Raw genomic sequence first — 17524 nt, 5'->3', positions numbered from 1 at the left:
GACCTCCAGCATGATTCCCAAAGATCTCAACACAACAACGTTTACCGCGCCTGCGCAGGCGTCAGCGTCGACGCCGGACGTACAGCGTGCAGCCCACGGATCAACTCAAGGCGGATTGACGTTGACTGCATTGCAGAATGCTATGCGCGATCTGGAGCTCACCGTAGCACCTGAAAGATTCGCGATGCCCGCGACATCCGCCGATTTGCGACTGAGCCCTCCGGGAAGCATGACGCCTCCGCTGGTGATCGCCCGGGAAAATCAGTGTTCTGCTCAGGCGAGCATCGCGTCTCCGAACCCATCATCCCGTGAGCCGAGCACTCCCTGGTTGACGGCTGAAGGCACTTTGGACATCAACGTACCTACTGCGGAACTGTTCCAACGCGTTGTAACGGCACCTTCAGGGCAGAACTACGTGGACGAGCTAGCTCGAATTCTTTGCAGTGATGTCTACGATAATGCGGGGTATATCTACGAAAGCAGTGATGCCTACTACACCTGCGAAGACATTGGCAGATCCGGCTACGACAACGATCTGGACCATGATGATCTGATGAGCTCTTCTCGAGACTACATCGTCGACAACGTAAGTGATTGGATGGACGAAACCGCGCGGTCGGTGGCGGAGCAGATTAGAACCCGCATGACCGCCGGGATTACAAACGTGGAGGAGGTCATCCGCGAGACGGAAGACCACATCAGCGGAAAGTTCCGCAGTTATTCCCTCACGGTGATGGAGAAAGTGGCCATGGAATGGTACGACTAGAATCATCGATCCAAGGCCGTCAGCCTTCAGTAATGGAGTCGACGAGGGATCGGTAGAGTCGATTCCCAAACACCCCTACCGCAGCCCCCCCTCCAAATGCAGACGGCCCCCTTTCGTGGGCCGCCTTTGCCTCAGCAGTCGGCGCGATTACGGCGCACGCGGCGGGCGATTTCGCTGCTCGCGGCGATCAGCGCGGTCAGCGCGGCCATCGACAGGAACTGCACCCGGGTATGCGCTTCGGAGAGCAGCAGGCCGAAGATCAGCGCCAGCACGCCCAGGCCGAGCAGGGTCAGGTACGGGTAGCCGGTCATGCGGAACGGCAGCCGGGTGCCGTCGCGGTTGGCGCGGCGGCGCAGGATCAGCTGCGACAGCAGCGAAATCGTCCACACCAGCAGGCAGGTCGAGCCGACGATGTTCAACAGCACCGGCAGCACCTTGCCCGGGAACAGCAGCTCCATTACCGTTGCCGCGAACCGAACAGCACGCTGGCCAGCACGGCGATGATCGGCACCTGCCGCGGGTCGGTCCAGCCCAGCACCGCCGGTGCCTCCTGGCGACGCGCCAGCGAGTACATCATGCGCGACGCGCCATACAGGTTGGCGTTGAGCGCCGACAACAGCGCGATCACCGCGATCAGGGTGATGGCAGTCGCGGCGCCGGGAATGTTGGCCACCTGCAGCACCGCCGCGAACGGCGAGGACAGGCTGTCGCTGGTCCACGGCACCACCGCGATGATCACGCTCAGCGAGCCGATGTAGAACACCAGGATGCGCCAGGCCACGGTGCGGATGGCACGGGCGATGCTGCGCTCGGGGTCTTCGGTTTCGGCGGCGGCCACCGCCACGATCTCGGTGCCGCCAAAGGCGAACACCACCACCAGCAGCGCCGCGCCGATCCCGGCCAGGCCCTTCGGTGCGAAGCCGCCGTGGTCGGTGAAGTTGCTCAGGCCCGGCGACGGCGCGTCCGGCAGCCAGCCCATCAACAGGGCCACGCCGATCAGGATGAAGCCGATGATCGCCGCCACCTTGATGATGGCGAACCAGAATTCGAACTCACCGAAGTTCTTCACCCCGAGCAGATTGATCGCGGTGAAGAACAGCATGAAGGCCAATGCCGCCATCGGCACCGGGATGACCGGCCACACCGTGGCCAGCAGCCCGGCCGCACCGACCGCTTCGGCGGCGATCACGATCACCAGCTGCACCCACCACAACCAGCCGACCGTCGCGCCGGCGGTGGCGCCCATGGCGTCGGCCGCATACACCGAGAACGCACCGCTGGTCGGCTTGGCCGCAGCCATCTCGCCCAGCGCATTCATGACGATGATCACCAGCGCGCCCGCGACCAGGTAGGACAGCAGCACGGCCGGTCCGGCGGCTTGTACGCCCACCCCGGAGCCCAGGAACAGGCCGGCGCCGATCGCGCTGCCCAGTCCCATCATGATCAGCTGGCGGGGCTTGAGCGCGTGGTCCAGGCGGGTGTTGGAGCGGGGTGCGGAGGGAGCCGGAGTCTGGGATGCGGGCATCGGAATCGAGTGGCGGGCAACAGGTGCGACACCATACCCTGTCCGGGCTGTCGCAGGCATCCCACCCAGGTCATGCCGGCTCAGGCGTCGACGCGCTCGCCGATCTGGGCGCGATAGGCCCGCGGCGACACGCCGACTTCGGCCTTGAACTTGCGGGTGAACGCGCTCTGGTCGGTGAAGCCGCAGGCCTGGCCGATGCTGGCGATGGTCTCGCTGCCATGCAGCAGGTGCACCGCCATCTGGATCCGCAGGCGGGTCAGTACCTGCTGCGGGGTCATCTGGAACACCTTGCGGAAGGTGCGCTCCAGTTTGGACAGCGAGAAGCCGGTGATGTCCAGCAGGGTCTGCATGCGCACGTTCTCGGCGTAATGCGCGTTCAGGTGTGCCAGCGCCAGCCGCAGCTGCTCGTACTGGGTGCCCAGGCTGTCCTTCTGGCCCAGGTCGCGCGAGATGCCGATCAGGCCACGGATCTGCCCGTCCACCAGCAGCGGCCGCTTGCAGGTCAGGCACCAGCCCGGCTCGCGGTTGGCGAACAGGTGCAGTTCCATCAGGTTCTCGATCACCTTGCCGGCCAGCACCTGGGCATCCTGGGTGGCGTAATCGGCACCCAGGCCGGTCGGGTAGATCTCGGCGGCGGTGCGTCCGATCACCTCCTTGCGCGACTTCAACCCCAACCTGCGCAGCATGGTCTGGTTGATGTGCGTATAGCGCCCGTCGCGGTCCTTCATGAAGAACAGCACGTCGGGAATCGCATCGAACAGGGCTTCGATGTCGGCAGGTTCAACACGCATGGGGTGGCGGAAGAAGGAGGGACACGCCACCAAGGATACCTGCCGCGCGCCCGTCAGGCGCCCCGGCGTGAAGCGCAGGTGCAAGCCGGGCCGCGTTCTCCGACCCGCGATTAACACGCGTGACGCCACTGTTGGGGATCGAATCCCCTCGCCAGCCCCGGAGTCGCCTGATGGCCACCAGCAAGCCCCGCACCAAACCCGCCGCCCAACCCGCCGAGGCACGTGGCCAGGGTGACGAACTGCACCAGCGCGCCGGCGGTGGCCATCCCGCGCTGACCACCAACCAGGGCATCCCGGTCGCAGACAACCAGAACTCGCTGCGCGACACCCCGCGCGGGCCGACCCTGCTGGAAGACTTCATCCTGCGCGAGAAGATCACCCACTTCGACCACGAGCGCATCCCCGAGCGCATCGTGCATGCCCGCGGCAGCGCGGCGCATGGCTACTTCGAGCTGACCCGTTCGCTGCAGGAATACACCCGCGCCCGCGTGCTGACCGAAGTCGGCGTACGCACCCCCGTGTTCACCCGCTTCTCCACGGTCGCCGGTGGCGCCGGCTCGGTGGACACCCCGCGCGATGTGCGCGGCTTCGCGGTGAAGTTCTACACCCCCGAGGGCAACTGGGACCTGGTGGGCAACAATATCCCGGTGTTCTTCATCCAGGACGCGATCAAATTCCCCGACCTGATCCACGCGGTGAAGATGGAGCCGGACCGTGCCTTCCCGCAGGCGGCCAGCGCGCATGACACGTTCTGGGACTTCGTGTCGCTGATGCCCGAATCCATGCACATGATCATGTGGGCGATGAGCGACCGCACCATCCCGCGCTCCCTGCGCACGATCGAAGGCTTCGGCATCCACAGCTTCCGCCTGCTCAATGAACAGGGCGAATCGACCTTCGTGAAGTTCCATTGGCGGCCGAAGCTGGGCCTGCAGTCCACGGTGTGGGATGAAGCGGTCAAGCTGCAGGGGGCCGACAACGACTTCCACCGCCGCGACCTCTTCGAGGCGATCACCGGCGGCGACTTCCCCGAGTGGGAACTGGCCGTGCAGCTGTTCACCGAGGAACAGGCCGAGGCCTTCCCGTTCGACCACCTGGACTCGACCAAGATCATTCCCGAATCGCTGGTGCCGCTGACCGTCATCGGGCGCATGGTGCTGGACCGCTGGCCGGACAACTTCTTCGCCGAAACCGAGCAGGTCGCCTACTGCCCGGCCAACGTGCCGCCGGGCATCGACTTCAGCAACGATCCCCTGCTGCAGGGTCGCCTGTTCTCCTACCTGGACACCCAGCTCAGCCGGCTCGGGGGGCCGAACTTCCACCAGATCCCGGTCAACGCGCCGAAATGCCCGTTCGCCAACCACCAGCGCGACGGCCACATGCAGATGGCCATTCCCAAGGGCCGCGTCGCCTACGACCCGAGTTCGCTGCAGGGCGACAGCCCGCGCGAGACCGCCAACGGCTTCCCCAGCCACGCCACCCCGGCCGACGACGGCCGCAAGGGCCGCGTGCGTGCGGAGAGCTTTGCCGACCACTACAGCCAGGCGCGCATGTTCTTCCGCAGCCTGGAAGCGCCGGAGCAGGCGCACCTGGCCTCGGCACTGGTGTTTGAACTGTCCAAGGTGGAAACGGTGGCCGTGCGCGAGCGCACCGTGAGCCACCTGCGCAACATCGACGAGTCGCTGGCCAAGCGCGTGGCCGACGGTCTGGCGATGCCCGCCCTGCCCGACCCCGCACCCACCGCCACGCCCGCCCAGGACATGCCCAAGGCACCGGAAGTGCGCGTGATCGGCCGCACCAAGGACCTGCTCAAGGGCCGCTGCGTCGGCATCCTGTTCGACGAGGGGTCGGATGCGGGGATGATCGCCAACCTGCGCAAGGCCGCCGAGAAGGCCGGCGCCAAGGTCAAGCTGGTGGCGCCCAAGGTAGGCGGCGGGAAGCTGAGCGATGGCAGGTTGCAGCCGGCAGACGGGCAGCTGGCGGGCACCCCGTCGGTGGTGTTCGACGCGGTGGCCATCGTGCTCAGCGCCGACGCCGCCAAGCGCCTGTCGAAGGAATCGGCGGCGATCGATTTCGCGGCCGATGCGTGGGCGCATCTGAAGGCCATCGCCGCCGATGAAGGCGCCCAGCTGCTGCTGAAGACGGCGCGCGTGGGCAAGGACAACGGCGTGGTGGAAGCCGAAGACGCGAAGGGCTTCATCGCCGCTGCCGCCACCCGCCAGTGGGCGCGTGAACCCAAAGTGCGCACCCTGGCCTGACCCCCCCGGCAGCAGCGGACCGCTGGTCCGTTGCTGCCCCATGGAGGACGCAACCCATGCCCCGCGGAGACAAATCCAGCTACACCGACAAGCAGAAGCGCCAGGCCGAGCACATCGAGGAAAGCGAAAAAGCCGAAGGCCGCAGCGAGGACGCGGCCGAGCGCATCGCCTGGGCCACCGTGAACAAGCAGGATGGTGGCGGCAGGAAGCAGCCAGCGAAGACGGCGGCGAAAAAGAAGTCGAGCGCAGCCAAGACAACCGCAAAGAAGGCGTCTGCAAAGAAAACGGCAACAAAGAAGCCCGCAACAAAAAAGGCCGCGAAGACCTCCCGGTAGGGTTGGTTCCCAAACAACCGCCGCTACAGGTACCACGCACATTGACGCATGGACCAGAAATCGAAACAGGCTCCTGCTTCGCATCACCAACGCGAGGCGTCGCCCAAACGGCGCCCCCCTCGCACGGTCATCCAGCCCGGCGCCTCTCGCTTGACGACCCGCGCCTCGAATCAGCCATACTCGGTCATCACCTCAGGATGCGACCACCGGGGAAGCAAACCAATGAATCTCGCACGCACGCTGGCCAGCATGGCCCTGTTATTGCCGCTGTTGGCGACCGCCCAGCCGCTGCAACCCGGAGCGCAGGACACGCCCCTTCCAGCAACTTCCGCCACGCAATCCAGCGAAGGCTTCTCCGCCTCGATGGTCATCACCGCCGATCCCGACTGGCAACAGAAGTGGGAATCCCCACCCGACGTGGCGCCGCGCTTCGATCTGGCCACCGAGGTCAAGGAAGGCGGTTCGCTCTACATCCTGTCGTTCCTGTCCAATCCGATGCTGGACGCACAAGGCATGACCCAGGTGCGCTGCGACCTGCGCATCAGCAAGCCCGACGGCAGCCTGAGCGGCGACGAGCATGACCTGCCCTGCTTCGTCACCGCGCTGGAAACAGATCCAAAGCTGGTCTACCTGTCGACCATCGGCGTGAAGTTCACCGCCGAAGCAGGCGACCCGAAAGGTACGTGGACCGTGGCTATCACGGTGCGCGACACGCTGCGCAACGTCACTATTCCGCTGCAGTCTTCGTTCGAGATGCGCTGACCGACGGCGCCACCGCGCCCTTTACAGGCAGCACCACCGATTGCATGCGCTTGATGGCCGAAATGGGCACGGCCTCGGCGCGGCGCTGCCTCGGCCACCACAGGAACACGAACGCACTGCTGCTGCCCAGCAGTCGCGCCTCCTCCTTGAGCGGCGCCGGGTCTCCGGCCAGGTGCAGGGTCACCTTCGGGCCCTGCCCCGCATCGCGGATGTTCTCGGCCTTGTCCAGGGAATAGATTGCCGCGCCCAGCGCCATGAAGCCGACCACGGCAATGCACAGGCCGGTAAGCGGGCGCAGGCCGGAAATATCCCAGCTGGTCAGCGGCGTGCGCGAGAACAGCAGCCGCCAGCCCCAATGCCGCGCCCGCAGCGCTTCCACCTTGGCGGGGTTTCGGCGACGCAGGGTATCGGGCCAGCCGACCAGGATGGCCAGCAGGATGCCGCCGGCAAGAATGCCGGCATAGGCCGGATCACGCAGGCCTGCCACCAGGAAATCGCTGATCTGCAGGTAGTCCAGGATCGACAGCTGGAAGCGCAGGTAGAAGAAGTAGCTGGACCAGAGCCCGAGCAGCGAAAGCAGCACGTACCCCGCGCTCACGATCAGGGCGGGTTCCTGCCGCAGCAGGCGCCACAGCACCATCACCACCGAGTCTTCGTTGCCCTGCACCACCGGCAGCGCCGACCAGTCGGTCGGCACGGCCCCCGCAGCCATGCTGGCCCCGCCGTTCAACGGCCCGGTCGCCGGAACATCACCTTTGGTGCCATCCCCTTCCCTGCTGTCCATGCCGCCCCCCTGTAATGGGACGAGCATCGCCGAAATCAGGCCCGGTGGGTAGCCAGGCTGGGCCGATCACGCTTTGCCCGATAGTGCCCTCATGCCAATCGTGCAGTCATGTCCTTGATCGGCCCGTGGATGATCCCCCGCAGCAGGCGGGCTTCTCCGGGGTCCACCCCGCGCGCGGCGCCGTCTTCGTACTCCTGATAGAGCCTCCCTACGTGCGCCTGCACACGTTGCAGCAGGTAATCCAGTTCACGCTCGGCCGCACGGGCGTTGATTCCGATGGTTGAGCCGAACGCAACGGCATTTTCGCGGCGCCATTTTCCATAGGGCAGGCCTCCCGGTGACGTGACGGGGACATCGTCCCCCCACGCATTGCCCGGAGAATAGATGCTGGTACAGATCAGATCGTAGTGCGGCGCCAGTACCCATCCGTCTGTCCCGCCCAGGAAGCTGAGATTCTTCAGGTGCGCGTCGGAGTTGCCCGCGATCAGGTTGAACAGCCACCACCGGTATAGTCGGGCGCGGGTATCGGCTTTATGTACGCAAAGTTCGATGAGCGCATTCAAGGCTGCGGACGTCGCTTCCCGGTACTTGAACACCGCGTCCAGAGAGAGCATCTGGCACGCGTCAAGCACCGGCAGGCGTTCGACCGGTGTGCGGAAGGTGCGATCAAAACGGCGGACCAGGTACACGGCTTCGGGAACGCGTCGAATGGACACTTCTGCGGCATCCATTCCTGCAGCAGATGCCAGTCTCATCACAAACCACTCGTTGATGGTGGTCTGCCAGTAATGGTCGGGCTGGGGATGGTCCGGCTTGAGTATGTGGGTGGAAGGCTCGGATCCGACGGGCTCGAAAATGCCTTCCTCCAGCACTGTCACGGCAAGCTTGTGTTGCGCGCCCGCCAGCGACATGCGTTTGGGCGCGTCATGACCCAGGGGAACGTGGGGCAGGCGTCGAATCCGCTCGGAGAGGGCGTCATCTGTCAGCGGCTGGAGGCCGGCTGGTGAAAGCACCTCGCCCTCGGGCAGCAACGTCAAGGCACCAGCGGATTCGCGGCCGTAGAACTGCAGCAATCCAAAGTTGTCGGCGGCATCCACACGCGCATCCTGCGCGAGGAGGAGCTTCGCGCCTTCCTCTGGCAGCAGGTTGCTGAAAAACCACTGGACCGGTCGAAGCGATGCTCCGTCGATGATGGAACCTTGTGAGCGGCGAATGGCGGGCGACAGGTCGCCCCCTTCCCAAGCCGGTTCGTAGTCGAACCGCCAGATGTTCCCCTCTTCGGAGAGCCGACCTACCAACGCTGTATCCAGCCATACGCACAGCAGGCGCCGCGAGGATGCGTTCATTTGGCACCGGACCGCTTCGATCTGGGCTCCATCACTGCGTCCGGGACCTGCAGTGTGACTTTGACGCCCAGCTCGTCGAGCGCGCGCAGCACCCTTCCCAGTTGCACCGAGGGTTTTCCGCGCTCGGCGTCACGCATGAAGACATGGCTGGAGTCGATGTAGGCGGCCAGGTCGTCCTGGCGGATGCCTTGGTTACGGCGGACACGGCGGATGATTTCGCCGATGTCTTCGGGGGTTTTCACCTTGATGTCGATCATGGTCGTTGCCACCGAATCTAAGCAGTTGCTTCTATCATGCGACTTGATGTGGGGATTTGCAATAATTTCTAAACAGCTATTTCGAAATACGGGAAATTGGGCTGGAATCCTCCTAAACGAAACAATAGCTTCGAAATCTTAGTCATTACCCAGATTGGGTAGGTCCTTACCCTATGTGGGTATCTTCACGTGCGGGGCAGAAAGCAGAAGCCCCGCTTGCGCGGGGCTTCTCATGCCGGGCAGAGCCCGGCTCTACAGCGGCCGGGCAGAGCCCGGCGCTACACCATCAGGCGAACGGGTCCTGCAGGACCATGGTGTGGTCGCGGTCCGGGCCGGTGGAGACGATGCTGATCGGGCAACCGGCCAGCTCTTCCAGCGCGCGCAGGTAGGCGCGGGCCGCGGCCGGCAGCTTGTCCCAGTCGGTGATGCCGTGGGTGTTCTCGTTCCAGCCCGGGAATTCCAGGTAGACGGGGGTGCACTCTTCCCAGCCCTGCGCGTCCAGCGGCGCGTACTCGGTGCGCTTGCCACGGTATTCGTAGGCGATGCAGACCTTGAGCTTTTCCATGCCGTCGAGCACGTCGAGCTTGGTGATGCACAGGCCGCTGATGCCGTTGATGGCCACGGCGCGCTTGAGCGCGACGATGTCCATCCAGCCGCAGCGACGCGGGCGACCGGTCGAGGCGCCGTACTCGGCACCGCGGTCGCGGATGCCCTGGCCGATCTCGTCATCCAGTTCGGTCGGGAACGGGCCACCGCCGACGCGGGTGGCGTACGCCTTGGCGATGCCCAGCACGTAGTCGATCGCGTCGGCGCCCACGCCGGCACCGGCCAGCGCACCACCGACGGTGGTGTTGGAGCTGGTCACGTACGGGTAGGTGCCGTGGTCGATGTCCAGCAGCGCGCCCTGCGCGCCTTCGAACAGCACGCGCTTGCCCTGCTTGCGCAGGTCATGCAGGATGCCGGCCACGTCGGACTTCATCGGCTGCACGTATTCGCCGAAGGCCAGTGCTTCGTCGTAGGTCTTCTGGAAGTCGACCGCATCGGTCTTGAGGTAATTGGTCAGCACGAAGTTGTGGTAATCCAGCGCGGTGCGCAGGAGCTCTTCGAGCTGGGCCGGGTAATGCAGGTCGGCGATGCGGATGCCGCGACGTGCCACCTTGTCTTCATAGGCCGGGCCGATGCCACGGCCGGTGGTGCCGATCGCCTTGCCGCCGGCCGCGCGTTCGCGCGCCTGGTCCAGGGCGATGTGGTACGGCATGATCAGCGGCGCGGCCGGGGAGATCTTCAGGCGCGAACGCACTTCCACGCCGGAGGTTTCCAGCTCGGCGATTTCCTTCTGCAGGGCCGCCGGCGAGATCACCACGCCGTTGCCGATCAGGCACAGCGCGTCTTCGCGCAGGATGCCCGACGGAATCAGGTGCAGCACGGTCTTCTTGCCATTGATGACCAGGGTATGGCCGGCGTTGTGACCGCCCTGGAAACGCACTACGGCACCGATTTCCTCGGTGAGCAGATCGACGATCTTGCCCTTGCCTTCATCGCCCCACTGGGCACCAAGCACTACGACAGACTGACCCATGACGGGCTCCTCGAATTGTTGCGGCCATCGGGGCCGCGGACGGGTAAACCGTAGCAGGGTCGGCCAGCGCGGGGGTGACGGCTCCAATCGGGGAGCGGTCGGCGATGGCAGGCCCAGACACGGAAAAAGCCGAACGGGGAGGCCCGTCCGGCTTTTGTGCATTATCCGGGTTTCCGGGGTCGGCCGCCACCCCGGGGGGTGGCGGGTTCAACCGGCGGTCAGCGGTCGTTCTTCATGTACTGCAGGAACGGATCGTTTTTATCCAGCACGATCACCCCGTTGCCGTCGGTCATGGAGTTCCGGTAGGCCTCCAGGCTGCGGTAGAACGAGAAGAACGACGGGTCGGCCGAGCCGGCCTTGCCGTAGATCCGCGCGGCCTCGGCGTCGCCGGCACCGCGCAGGCGCTGGGCGTCACGCTCGGCCTCGGCCACGATCACCGTGCTTTCGCGGTCGGCCTGGGCGCGGATGGTCAGCGACTGCTCCTCACCCTCTGCCCGCAGCTTGGCGGCTTCCTGCTTGCGCTGTGCGCGCATGCGCTCGTACACGTCGCTGATCACCTGGCTGTCGGTGGGCAGGTCGATCTGCTTGATGCGCAGGTCGATGATCTGCATGCCCAGCCCCTTGACCGCCTCGTTGATGCCGGTCAACTGGCCGGCGATCAGTTCGCTGCGGTCGCCGGACACCAGCTGCTGCAACGAACGCGAGTTGATCTGGTTGCGCAGCGAGTCGGTGATGATCGGTGCCAGGCGGGCGTCGGCCACGCTGGCATCGCCGCCGGTCGCGCGGTAGTAGGCGCGCACGTCGGAAATGTAGCCAATGGCGAAGAAGTCGACGCTGACGTCCTTCTGCTCGGCGGTGAAGTAGCGCGCCGGCGCGGTGGCGAGCACCTTCAGGCGGCGGTCGAACACCCGCACCGATTCCACCACCGGCACCTTGAAGTGCAGGCCCGGCTTGATGTCCGAACGCACCACCTTGCCCAGGTTGAGCACCATCGCGGTCTGGTCCTCACGGACCACGTACACCGAGCCCAGCAGGGCCAATACTGCGGCAACGGCCAGGCCGATCCACAACGAACTCTTCATCGGATGGCTCCTTCACGACCGGTCGGTCGCGTGGTCGGGCGCTCGGTAGTGCGCGCGCCGTCCACCGGCGTGCTGGCCGGCAGCGACGGCATCATCACTTCCGGGGTCACCAGCGGCGTGCTGCCGGAGGCTGCGCCGGCGCGATTGTCGGGCATGGGCACGTAGATCAGCTGGCGGCCATCGCCACCGATCACCTTGCGGTTTTCCTTCAGCACGCTTTCCACGGTTTCCAGCCACAGGCGCTTGCGGGTGACGTCCGGGGCGCCCTGGTACTGCTGCTGGAGCAGGGTGAAACGTTCGGCGTCGCCTTCGGCGCGGGCCACGGCGGCCTGCTTGTAGCCTTCGGCGGTGGTACGGGCGCGCGAGGCCTGGCCACGGGCTTCCGGCACGACCTTGGCCGCATAGGCCTGGGCTTCGTTGATCAGGCGTTCCTTGACCTGCTGGGCACCGTTGACCTCGTCGAAGGCCGGCTTGACCTCTTCCGGCGGACGCGCGTCGGGCAGGGTCAGGCCGGTCACCACCAGGCCGGTGCGGTAGGCCTTGAGCGCGGCCTGCAGGCGTTCCTGCGCGACCACGGCCAGCGGCCCACGGTTGTTGAGCACCGCGTTGAGGTCGGCACGACCGACCTGCTCGCGTACCGCGCTCTGCGCGGACTGCTCCAGCACCTGGTTGGCGTCGACCGAACCGAACAGGTACAGGCGCGGGTCGTCGATGCGGTACTGCACGTTGAGCGACACGCGCACGATGTTCTCGTCGCGGGTCAGCACCGGCACGTCGCTGCTGAAGGTCTTGATCTGGGTCGCGTTGACCTTGGTCACCGACTCGATCGGCCACGGCAGCTTGAAGTTCGGGCCCGGCTGCAGGATGCGCGAGAACTGGCCGAAGCGCAGGACCACGCCGCGTTGCTGTTCGCCGATCAGCTGGAAGCTGGAGAACAGCAGCAGCAGGACCACTGCCACCGCCACCCAGCGCAGGATGCCGCCATCGAACAGGTCCTTGAGCGGTCCGGGCAGGCCGCCCCAACCACCGCCACCGCCGCTGCCACCGCGGGGACCGAACGGCCCTCGTCGATTCTCGTCGGGGCCTTGTCCGCCCTTGTTGCCGCCGGGTGTATTCCAGGCCATGCACGCTCCATCAGTAAAGGTTGCCTGCGGGCCAGTCCCGCACCGTCAACCGTTGAATCCCGCCCGATTCTACTAGATGGGGCTGGCCGACAGGATTGGAAGGGCGAATGCGTCGCAGGTCGCGATTCATCCCCTGCCCCGGGCGTCGGCGCCCACCCGCGCGGCAGGCCGCGCTAAGGTGGAGACCCCCTTCCCAGCAGGCCACGCCATGGCAGTCCCCGACCGGTTCACCGCGTTCCGCATCCACCAGGACGAGCAGGGCCACCGCAGCGGGCTCGAACCGGTGGCCCTGGACCAGCTCGATCCCGGCCAGGTGGTGGTGCGCGCCGAGTGGTCGTCGGTGAACTACAAGGATGCGCTGGCCGGCACCGGCAAGGGCCGGATCCTGCGCCGGTTCCCGCTGGTGGGCGGGATCGACGTGGCCGGCACGGTGGTCGCCTCCAGCGACCCGGCCTGGCGCGAGGGCGACGCGGTGCTGGCCACCGGCTGCGGGCTGAGCGAGACCCGTGATGGCGGTTACAGCCAGTACGTGCGACTGGAGGCCAGCGCGGTCATCGCGCGCCCGGCCGCGCTTGGCGCGCGCGAGGCGATGATCATCGGCACGGCCGGCTTCACCGCTGCGCTGGCCCTGCTGCGCATGCTCGACAACCGCCTCACTCCCGCGCACGGACCGCTGGCGGTCACCGGCGCCACCGGCGGGGTCGGTTCGCTGGCGGTGGACATCTTCAGCCGCGCCGGGTTCGAGGTGCACGCGATCAGCGGCAAGCCCGACCAGGCCGGGTACCTGCACGGGCTGGGGGCGCAGCAGGTGCTGCCGCGCGACACCCTGGCCACCGGGCGGCCGATGGAATCGGCGCGCTTCGGCGGCGGGCTGGACAACGCCGGCGGCCCGATGCTGGCCAGCCTGCTGGCCCAGACCGTGCCCTACGGCAGCGTGGTCAGCGCCGGCCTGGCCGCCAGCCCGGCGCTGGACATGACGGTGATGCCTTTCATCATCCGCGGGGTGTCGCTGCTGGGCGTGTCGTCGTCTTCGGCCCCGCGTGCGCTGCGCGAGCAGGTCTGGGAGCGGCTGGGCGACGACTGGAAGCCGCGGCACCTGGACAGCATCTGCACGCGCGAGATCGGGTTGGAGGGGCTGCCCGAGGTGTTCGAGGCGATGCTGGCCGGGGACGCGCGCGGCCGCACCGTGGTCCGGATCGACTGAGCGTTGCAGCTGGGCGACGGACGGCGCGGCGGACGCTTCACGCTGACATCGGCGCAGCACTACACTGCGGACATCACTTGGGGAACAACATGGCACGCATTCTGATCGTCGACGATTCTCCGTCGCAGCAGCTGGGCATCCGGCGCATCGTCGAAAAGCTGGGGCACGAAGTATTGACCGCCGAGGATGGCCAGGCGGGCGTCAACCTGGCCAAGGAGCAGCTACCCGACCTGGTGCTGATGGATGTGGTGATGCCGAACCTCAACGGTTTCCAGGCCACCCGTACGCTGGCGCGCGAAGCCACCACACGGCATATCCCGGTGATCCTGGTCACCACCAAGGACCAGGACACCGACCGCATGTGGGGCATGCGGCAGGGGGCCAAGGCCTACATCACCAAGCCGTTCTCCGAAGACGAACTGTCCGAGGTGCTGGAGCGGGTGTTCAGCGGGCAGCAGCCGCCTTCTGCCTGAAGAAGCGTACCGACCAACGGTCGGTACCTACCGCTTGGTGGACCGACCAACGGTCGGTACCTACCTCTTGGTGGACCGACCAGCGGTCGGCACCTACCTGTCGTGTGGACCGACCGTGGGTCGGTACGCCGGCTAGATCTTTTCGCCGAACGCCTTGGCCAATGACCGGTACGCCTTCTTCTGCGCGTCATCGGTCGGCACCGGCGCAATGATTTCCAGCTCCACGATCTGGTCGCCATCGGGATTGCCGGGCAGGCCGCGGCCGCGCAGGCGCAGCTTGCGGCCTGCGTCGGAGCCGGCCGGTACCTTCAGCTCCACCGCACCGCCAAGGGTGGGCACGCTGATCGAGGTGCCCAGTGCGGCCTGCCACGGCGTCACGTCCAGGGTGTACAGGATGTTGCGACCGTCCACTTCGAACTGCGGGTGCGCGGCATATTCCACTTCCAGCAGCAGGTTGCCGCCGTTGGTGCCCTGCCCGGCCAGCCGGATCACCTGGCCCGGGCGGATGCCCTTGGGCACGCGCACATCCAGCTGCTTGCCGTTGACGGTGATGCGCAGGCTGTCGCCGGCGTAGGCCGCTTCCAGCGGCACCGACAGCTTGGCGCGGGTGTCGCGCACCGCCTGCGGGCCGGCACCGGCCCCACCGAAGCCGCTGGCCCGGCCGGCACCACCGCCGCCCCGCTGGCGTGCGAACAGGCTTTCGAAGAAATCGCTGAAGCCACCGCCGCCGGCGCCACCGCCGAACACTTCCTCGAAGTCGAAGCCCTGCCCGCCGCCGTAGTTCGGCGGGGTGTGGAACTCCTCGCCCGGGCGGTAGCCCTGCGCCTTGAGCTGGTCATAGGCGGCGCGCTTCTGCGGATCACGCAGGGCCTCGTAGGCTTCGTTGACCGCCTTGAACTTCTCTTCCGCGCCGGCTTCCTTGCTCACGTCCGGGTGGTACTTGCGTGCCAGCCGGCGGTACGCGGTCTTGATCTCGGCATCGCCTGCCGTGGGTTCCACGCCCAGGGTGGCGTAGTAGTCCTTGAATTCCATCCATACACCTCGAATAGGTTCGGCCACCCGCGCCGGCGGGGACCATGCCCGCAATTCTAGCGGCTGGGCACCCCCATGCCGTGATCGGCGGCTGATCCTGCGCAATGCTGCGGCCGTCAGGCCCGGGTACGGTGGCCAGATGGGAATGAACAGGCGATTTTCAATCCTTTGACGCGGCCCTCCCATGGCCCTGTCTACCCTTTCCCTGCACCAGGAGCTCCCATGACCATCCACGTTGGCGACCGCATTCCCGAAGTCACCCTCAAGCGCATCCGCGAGGGCATGGAAACGCTGGACACCGCCGCGCTGTTCGACGGCCGCAAGGCGGTGCTGTTCGCCGTGCCCGGCGCCTTCACCCCGACCTGCTCGGCGCGCCACCTGCCCGGCTACATTGAGCACTTCGCCGATTTCCGCCAGCGCGGCATCGACGTGTTCTGCATGGCGGTCAACGATCCGTTCGTGATGAAAGCCTGGGGCGAGAGCCAGCAGGTGCCCGATGGCCTGCAGCTGTTGTCCGACGGCAACGGCGACTTCACCCGCGCGCTCGGCCTGGAACTGGATGCCAGCAGTTCCGGGATGGGCATGCGCTCGCGCCGCTTCGCGCTGTACGTGGAAGACGGCGTGGTACGCGAAACCTTCGTCGAAGCGCCCGGCACGTTCGAGGTGTCTTCGGCCCAGTACGTGCTGGAGCACCTGCCCAGCTGATCCCACCGCAACAGAGGACCCCGGCCAGCCATGTCAAAGCCAGCCAAGCAGAACCCCAACCCGACCTCCAACGAAGGCGCCGCCCCGCACGGGAGCCGGCCGCCCGGCATCAGCGATACCGCGACCCTGCGTGCCAGGGCGCGCAAGGACATCGAAGATGGCGCCATCACCGACAGCTACAGCGCCGACCGCGAGGCGGTGATCAAGCTGCTCAACGATGCGCTGGCCACCGAGTACGTCTGCGTGCTGCGCTACTACCGTCATTACTTCGTGGCCAAGGGCATGCTGGCCGATGCGGTCAAGGGCGAATTCCTCGAGCACGCGCAGCAGGAACAGGCGCATGCCGGCAAGCTGGCCGAGCGCATCGTGCAGCTGGGCGGCGAACCCGACCTCAATCCCGACACGCTGACCCGGCGCTCCCATGCCGAATACAAGGAAGGCAGCGACCTGCGCGACATGGTCCGCGAGAACCTGATCGCCGAGCGCATCGCCATCGACAGCTACCGCGAAATGATCAATTTCGTTGGCGACAAGGACACCACCACCAAGCGGATCCTCGAGGAAATCCTGGCCCAGGAAGAAGAGCACGCCGACGAGTTTGCCGACCTGCTCGAAGGCTGGATCGGAGAATAACGTCACCCGGTAATCCGCCGGCAATGCAATCGCATTGCCGGCAGTGCTAAGGTCGGGCCGATCCCACTGCAAGGACTGCATCGTGACCCTGACCCTGCTTCGTGCGCCGCTGGTCGCTGCCCTGTTTGCCTCCGCCACCACGGTGGCCCAGCCGTCACCCGCACCGGACGCGCGCACGCCCCCTGCCCCGCATTGCCTGGACGCCCGCGCGGTACGCCAGATGGAGCAGGCCAGCCCGGAGGCCATCGCGGTACTCGGAAGCAACGGCCAGGCGTACCGCCTGGACTTCGCAACGGCCTGCCCGGGCGTCAACGACGCCGGGCAGGTCCGCTTGGACGCGCCGGATGGCTGGGCCTGCGGTCGCCCCAGCGAGCGGCTGGTGGTGGACGGGCGCAGCTGCCCGGTGGCGGCGGTCAGCGTCCTGGACAACCGCAGCTTCGCCGAAGTGGCGCGCGAGAGCAGCCGTCAGTTTGCGGCCACGCTGCCGGCGGTGACCGTGACTGCCAAGGGGGCGGCGACGAGCCGCGCGCGACAAGCCTTCCAGGGCTCACCCGAGTTCTGTTTTGCTACCCGTAATGTTCGCGGCTGGAGTGAAGACCCCAGCGGGGTGGTGGTGGAAACCAATCCCCGCCGCAACGGCGGCCACCGCTACTACCGCGTCGAGCTGGGCGCCAGCTGCAGCATCCTGGCCGGCGCCACCGAGGTGGACTTCCAGTCCGGCTTCCAGAACGGGCTGATCTGCGGCAATCCGGGCGACCGGATCGTGATGCAATCCACCGGCATCGAGAACGATGGACGCTCGTATACACCGCGCTTTGCGCGTCCGGGTTGCGCGGTGATGGCGGTCTACCCGAAGGAATAGGTACCG

General features: G+C 66.4%; 17 protein-coding genes and 1 pseudogene. 9 read left to right on the top strand and 9 right to left on the bottom strand.

Going from position 1 to position 17524, the window contains the following annotated elements:
• The first annotated feature begins 10 nt into the window (after nt 1-10).
• Nucleotides 11-766, top strand: coding sequence for a hypothetical protein (locus FSZ13_RS10925; protein WP_145479587.1), 756 nt, complete (start codon nt 11-13; stop codon nt 764-766).
• A 131-nt stretch (nt 767-897) separates the two neighbouring features.
• Here the strand turns inward: FSZ13_RS10925 and FSZ13_RS10920 are convergent.
• Both FSZ13_RS10920 and FSZ13_RS10915 read right to left on the bottom strand, forming a co-directional pair.
• Nucleotides 898-2291: pseudogene (locus tag FSZ13_RS10920) on the bottom strand (amino acid permease).
• Nucleotides 2292-2371: 80 nt separating this feature from the next.
• Entirely contained in the window at nt 2372-3082 is a 711-nt protein-coding gene (locus FSZ13_RS10915) for an AraC family transcriptional regulator (RefSeq protein WP_145479586.1), read from the bottom strand.
• Nucleotides 3083-3252: 170 nt separating this feature from the next.
• On the opposite strand from FSZ13_RS10915, the gene FSZ13_RS10910 reads away from it, so the two are divergent.
• From FSZ13_RS10910 to FSZ13_RS10900, 3 genes are all read left to right on the top strand, one after another.
• Nucleotides 3253-5340, top strand: coding sequence for a catalase (locus FSZ13_RS10910; protein ID WP_145479585.1), 2088 nt, complete (start codon nt 3253-3255; stop codon nt 5338-5340).
• A 56-nt stretch (nt 5341-5396) separates the two neighbouring features.
• A complete protein-coding gene (locus tag FSZ13_RS10905; RefSeq protein WP_145479584.1) occupies nt 5397-5675 on the top strand; it encodes a hypothetical protein in 279 nt (92 codons plus the stop codon).
• A 222-nt stretch (nt 5676-5897) separates the two neighbouring features.
• Entirely contained in the window at nt 5898-6437 is a 540-nt protein-coding gene (locus tag FSZ13_RS10900) for a hypothetical protein (protein WP_145479583.1), read from the top strand.
• Here the strand turns inward: FSZ13_RS10900 and FSZ13_RS10895 are convergent.
• The 6 genes from FSZ13_RS10895 to hflK form a co-directional block, all read right to left on the bottom strand.
• A complete protein-coding gene (locus FSZ13_RS10895) occupies nt 6403-7149 on the bottom strand; it encodes a hypothetical protein (protein ID WP_260844157.1) in 747 nt (248 codons plus the stop codon). The genes FSZ13_RS10900 and FSZ13_RS10895 overlap by 35 nt on opposite strands.
• A 161-nt stretch (nt 7150-7310) precedes the next feature.
• The gene (locus FSZ13_RS10890) at nt 7311-8567 is read right to left on the bottom strand and encodes a HipA domain-containing protein (RefSeq protein WP_145479581.1); all 1257 of its coding nucleotides are present in this window, start codon (nt 8565-8567) and stop codon (nt 7311-7313) included.
• Nucleotides 8564-8824, bottom strand: a complete 261-nt coding sequence (locus FSZ13_RS10885; protein ID WP_145479580.1) for a helix-turn-helix domain-containing protein — start codon at nt 8822-8824, stop codon at nt 8564-8566. The genes FSZ13_RS10890 and FSZ13_RS10885 overlap by 4 nt, the downstream gene beginning before the upstream one ends.
• Before the next feature lie 286 nt (nt 8825-9110).
• A complete protein-coding gene (locus FSZ13_RS10880) occupies nt 9111-10403 on the bottom strand; it encodes an adenylosuccinate synthase (protein WP_145479579.1) in 1293 nt (430 codons plus the stop codon).
• 218 nt (nt 10404-10621) lie between these two features.
• Nucleotides 10622-11485 carry a protease modulator HflC gene (gene hflC / locus FSZ13_RS10875; RefSeq protein WP_145479578.1) on the bottom strand — a complete coding sequence of 288 codons (864 nt, stop codon included), beginning with the start codon at nt 11483-11485 and terminating at the stop codon, nt 10622-10624.
• On the bottom strand, nt 11482-12609 hold the full coding sequence (gene hflK / locus FSZ13_RS10870; RefSeq protein WP_145479577.1) for an FtsH protease activity modulator HflK: 1128 nt from the start codon (nt 12607-12609) through the stop codon (nt 11482-11484). Before hflK ends, hflC begins: the two co-directional genes overlap by 4 nt.
• Before the next feature lie 208 nt (nt 12610-12817).
• Here hflK and FSZ13_RS10865 point away from each other — a divergent pair, with 208 nt between their 5' ends.
• Together FSZ13_RS10865 and pilH are read left to right on the top strand one after the other, a co-directional pair.
• Entirely contained in the window at nt 12818-13813 is a 996-nt protein-coding gene (locus tag FSZ13_RS10865) for a YhdH/YhfP family quinone oxidoreductase (RefSeq protein WP_145479576.1), read from the top strand.
• An 89-nt stretch (nt 13814-13902) separates the two neighbouring features.
• Entirely contained in the window at nt 13903-14286 is a 384-nt protein-coding gene (gene pilH, locus FSZ13_RS10860; RefSeq protein WP_145479575.1) for a twitching motility response regulator PilH, read from the top strand.
• A gap of 132 nt (nt 14287-14418) precedes the next feature.
• Here the strand turns inward: pilH and FSZ13_RS10855 are convergent, their stop codons facing one another.
• On the bottom strand, nt 14419-15318 hold the full coding sequence (locus tag FSZ13_RS10855; protein WP_145479574.1) for a DnaJ C-terminal domain-containing protein: 900 nt from the start codon (nt 15316-15318) through the stop codon (nt 14419-14421).
• 222 nt (nt 15319-15540) lie between these two features.
• Between FSZ13_RS10855 and FSZ13_RS10850 the strand changes: the two genes are divergently transcribed.
• The 3 genes from FSZ13_RS10850 to FSZ13_RS10840 all read left to right on the top strand — a co-directional run bounded on the left by FSZ13_RS10850 (nt 15541) and on the right by FSZ13_RS10840 (nt 17518).
• Nucleotides 15541-16023 (top strand): peroxiredoxin, encoded by a 483-nt coding sequence (locus FSZ13_RS10850; protein WP_145479573.1) that lies wholly within the window; start codon nt 15541-15543, stop codon nt 16021-16023.
• A gap of 30 nt (nt 16024-16053) precedes the next feature.
• Nucleotides 16054-16656 carry a ferritin-like domain-containing protein gene (locus FSZ13_RS10845; protein ID WP_260844156.1) on the top strand — a complete coding sequence of 201 codons (603 nt, stop codon included), beginning with the start codon at nt 16054-16056 and terminating at the stop codon, nt 16654-16656.
• A gap of 82 nt (nt 16657-16738) precedes the next feature.
• Entirely contained in the window at nt 16739-17518 is a 780-nt protein-coding gene (locus FSZ13_RS10840) for a DUF6491 family protein (RefSeq protein WP_260844155.1), read from the top strand.
• The last annotated feature ends 6 nt before the right edge of the window (nt 17519-17524 follow it).

The organism is Stenotrophomonas rhizophila (genome assembly GCF_007667275.1).
Lineage (GTDB): Bacteria > Pseudomonadota > Gammaproteobacteria > Xanthomonadales > Xanthomonadaceae > Stenotrophomonas > Stenotrophomonas maltophilia_AE.
This window is presented reverse-complemented; position numbering and strand designations above follow the sequence as displayed.